This window comes from Sinorhizobium sp. P24N7 (genome assembly GCF_042436655.1).
Taxonomy (GTDB): Bacteria; Pseudomonadota; Alphaproteobacteria; order Rhizobiales; family Rhizobiaceae; genus Sinorhizobium; species Sinorhizobium meliloti_A.
On sequence record NZ_JBHMIW010000147.1, the window covers coordinates 1 to 400 of the forward strand.

Annotated in this window: 1 protein-coding gene; it reads right to left on the reverse strand. The window is 58.8% G+C overall.

The genetic code is table 11. The features are described from left to right. On the reverse strand, positions 1-361 hold a 361-nt coding region (locus tag ACFHWW_RS34365), incomplete at its 3' end, for a hydantoinase/oxoprolinase N-terminal domain-containing protein (RefSeq protein WP_379943863.1). Positions 362-400: the final 39 nt, after the last annotated feature.

Below are 400 nucleotides of genomic sequence, written 5' to 3' on the forward strand. Positions count from 1 at the left end.
GCGGCACGAAGGCTTCGGGATAGTCGAGCTTCCACTGGAAAGCGCCCTTGCGCGGGCCTTCGCGCAGAACGAGGATGTCCTGGTGCCCCTCGTTCAGGATCAGGCCGACCTTCACTGTCTTGCGTTCGACGAGCGCGTTGGTCGAGACCGTCGAACCATGCACGATCATGTCGATCTGCTTGATGAATGCCTGCGGGTCGAGACCATAGCCTTCCGCCGCGACATGCAGGACATTGATGAACCCTTTCTCGAACTCACCCGGCGTCGTGGGCGACTTGAAGATCGAGATCTCGCCGTTACTGTCCGATACGAGGCAGTCCGTGAAGGTGCCGCCGATATCGATGCAAATCTGATATGCCATTTGAACCTCGGTACTCGCGTTTTACCGGCGCGCTTCCTG